At 41.5% G+C, this 3,424-nt stretch carries 3 protein-coding genes; all 3 read right to left on the bottom strand.

What is annotated here, in order from left to right; genetic code table 11:
* A partial coding sequence (locus tag GM612_RS12135) for an arsenic transporter (RefSeq protein WP_107707051.1) occupies positions 1-1,196 on the bottom strand: 1,196 nt, incomplete at its 3' end.
* 43 nt (positions 1,197-1,239) lie between these two features.
* A complete protein-coding gene (gene arsA, locus GM612_RS12130) occupies positions 1,240-2,970 on the bottom strand; it encodes an arsenical pump-driving ATPase (RefSeq protein WP_173021286.1) in 1,731 nt (576 codons plus the stop codon).
* Positions 2,971-3,020: 50 nt separating this feature from the next.
* Positions 3,021-3,344 carry an ArsR/SmtB family transcription factor gene (locus tag GM612_RS12125; protein WP_065904076.1) on the bottom strand — a complete coding sequence of 108 codons (324 nt, stop codon included), beginning with the start codon at positions 3,342-3,344 and terminating at the stop codon, positions 3,021-3,023.
* Positions 3,345-3,424 lie beyond the last annotated feature (80 nt).

Genomic DNA, 3,424 nt, shown 5'->3' with positions numbered 1-3,424 from the left:
ATTTTAACTCCCTTTTGAGCTAACACATGTAGCCAGACTAATGTAGCCAAAGAGCCAATTGGGGTAATCTTAGGTCCCAAATCTGAGCCGATTATGTTTGCGTACACTAACGTATGATGGATGAGCCCTGAAACGTCAGCGCCTTTGATTGATAGTGCATTAATCATGACGGTCGGCATGTTATTCATTAATGACGATAAAAGTGCTGCTAAGTAGCCCATGCCCATTGTGGCAGCAAACCGACCACCTTTTGCGATTTCGGTAATGACACCTGATAATAATGTTGTTAGACCAACGTTCTGAAGGCCGTAGACTACGACATACATACCGATTGAGAAAAAGACAATGTTCCAAGGAGCTCCTTTAATCGCTGCCATCGCATTAACATGAGAACTTCTTTGACCAACTATCAGAAAAATAGCCGCAATACTCAGTGCGATAAAGGAGACGGGGATTCCTAAGAAACCGCTACTAAAGTAACCAATCAATAGGAGGATTAAGACGACCCATGAAAACTTGAAAAGTCGCTGATCTTTTAGTGCAGAACTGGGTTCCGCAACCTGAGTGGCATCAAATTTTCGTGGCAATGCTTTTCGAAAGTAAAGATACAGGATACCAATACTACCTAACAGCGAAAATAGATCAGGAATCCACATTCTTAACGCATACGCTGAAAAGGAAATTCCAAAAAAGTCTGCAGAGACAATATTTACCAAGTTACTAACAATCATTGGTAAAGAAGTGGTATCGGCAATAAAGCCACTGGCAATAATAAAAGGGAAAACTTGCTTTTCATCAAAGTGTAAGGCACGAACCATTGCTAAAACAATGGGGGTAAGAATCAGAGCAGCCCCATCATTAGCAAAAAGGGCAGCAACGACGGCGCCTAAGGTGGTCACCAAAATAAACATGCGAATACCGTGACCGTTTGCCCAGCGAGCCATGTGTAAGGCGGCCCATTCAAAAAATCCGATTTGATCTAAAATGAGTGAAATCAGAATAATAGCCACGAAAGATAAGGTGGCATTCCAGACAATTCCGGTAACTGTTCCAACATCTTTAAAACTCACCACGCCAAACAATAATGCTAAAATTGCACCACCAACGGCTGTCCATCCAATTGATAATCCTCTAGGTTGCCAGATAACGAATAATAATGTGAGTAAGAAAATTCCAACGGCAAAAAAGACTTGCATGATACCTCCTAAACTGATTAATTATTTTTTTTCCTTTAATTAATTAAACCGTTAAAAGCGTTTTTTCGTAATTTGGTTGCCATTGCATAACAGCAAAATGATTATTCGAAAGCTCTTTTACCTGATCAATCCATTTAACTTCGCTTTGCACTCGAGCCAGCAAACATGGATCAGTGGTTTGAGTTGCCAACATACTTTGGTTGACCACCCACCAAGTATGAGCTAGACTGGCTCGCTTCAAATCGTCATCTAACCGCATTGATTCATAAACCGGCGTGGCTTCTGGTAGCGTTACCATAACAATTTCAGTTTGCTTAGGATCTTGTAGTCTTGGTAACAGATTAACGACTGCTTGTGGGACGCTGCCGGAGGTATGGGCAACTTCTTGAGCATAGCTTTGGGTCGAGTTTAACAGTAAGAGTGTATGACCAGTCGGAGCCGTATCAACCACAACGACGTCACTATCATTTTGGGCGACTAACTCAGCAAAAGCTCGGAAGACAGCAATTTCTTGAGTACATGGTGAACGCAAATCTTCAGCGACATAATCAACATCATTAGACTTCATGGTCTTTTTAGCAGTAGTGAGAACTTCGTTTTGATATTCTTTTAAAGACTTTTTCTCATCAATATGGCTCACCTTGATCAGCGGACTTGTGATTTTGAAGTATTTCAAATGATCAGCTGGGTCAGTGGTAGCCAAGTGCACGGTTTTGTGTTGAGCAGCTATCTTTTGGGCAATTTGAACGGCAACGGTTGTTTTACCAACGCCACCTTTGCCCATGGTGAAGATAATTTTTTTATTTGACTGCACTAAATTCTTCACGACAACATCCAGATCAGGAAAGTGACTAGCAGTAACCGGTTCCTCAGTGATTTGCGGCTGCTGGTCTTTCAATAGTAGTCGTAAATTAGCTAATCCCAATACGTTGTATGCTCGCAATGGGATTGCTAACTTGGGTAGCTGGTCTAAAGTGACTGGCATATTCTGCAAATCAGCTTGCTGTTGTTTAAAAATAGTCTGAGAAACTGCGTCGGTTGGCTGATTTAAGATACCGTTAATGATTAGTTGCTGGTTATTAATGTTTAAGGCTGCCAACTCATGTGAAGCGCGTTGTGCCTCCAGAAGGGCGCCTTTTTGTGGTCGGGTAACTAAAAACAAAGTCGTCGCTTGAGGATTGCCTAAAGTTTCAACCGCTTTTTGATACATAGCTTTCTTATCATTTAAGCCAGCTAGTTGGCCGAGACAGGATGCACCACGATCATTCTTATCCAGGTAATTACTCCAAGCAGAAGGCAATTGCAGCATTCTTAAGGTATGGCCGGTCGGCGCGGTATCAAAAATAATATAGTCAAATTGCTGATTAATCTTGGAACTAGTTAGAAAGTTGGCAAATTCATCAAATGCAGCAATTTCAACCGTACACGAGCCTGATAATTGTTCAGCCATATTCTGAATGGCTTCTTTGGGCAACACGCCTCGATAAGGTTGAATAACCTGCTCGCGATACTCGTTCGCAGCAATGACCGGATCAAAGTTGGCAGCAAACAAACCGGAAATGTTTGGAATCGGCTTTGGCTGATTGGTTAAACTAACTTTAAAAACGTCCTGCAAGTTACTAGCTGGATCAGTGGAAACGATCATAACTCGGTGACCAGCATCAGCTAAGCTAATTGCAGTGGCACTGGCAACCGTGGTTTTGCCAACCCCACCCTTGCCGGTAAAAAATAGGTACTTGGTTAAATTAATCTCTTGTGGCGAATACTTTTCCATCATTTTTCAGCTCCTTACATAGACACGCGTCTATGTATTACTTAAAAAACTTAATTGGCAACATCTTTTTCACGATCAGACCGTTGGCAAAGGCAGTGCTCATCAGCGGCTAACAGTTGGTCGGTATTCTGTTTAAACTCTTGGACAAACCTTTTTTGTAGGGAATAGTGTTGCCATTTCCCATCCTTTACCGCAAACACAATACCTGCATTTTGCAAAACCTTCATATGATGAGACAAAGTGGGTTGAGAAAAATCAAAATGCTGGAGGATATCACAAGCACAAAGTGATCCACATGAAAGCAGATCAATGATTTTTAGGCGGTTCGGGTCAGCCATTGCTTTTAGCATTTGAACGTAATTTTGATAATCCATTTTTTCTCCTTCCATTACATAGACGATAATCTATGTATAGTATAAGAGCTACTCCAATGGCTTGTCAACTTTGTTAAAAC

This window comes from Secundilactobacillus folii (assembly GCF_009720675.1).
GTDB classification, from domain to species: Bacteria; Bacillota; Bacilli; order Lactobacillales; family Lactobacillaceae; genus Secundilactobacillus; species Secundilactobacillus folii.
This window is presented reverse-complemented; position numbering and strand designations above follow the sequence as displayed.

What these genes read in the sequence shown, in the direction of transcription:
- arsA (WP_173021286.1), bottom strand. Translation starts at nt 2,970, where the DNA reads ATGGAAAAGTATTCGCCACAAGAGATTAATTTAACCAAGTACCTATTT.
- GM612_RS12125 (WP_065904076.1), bottom strand. Translation starts at nt 3,344, where the DNA reads ATGGATTATCAAAATTACGTTCAAATGCTAAAAGCAATGGCTGACCCG.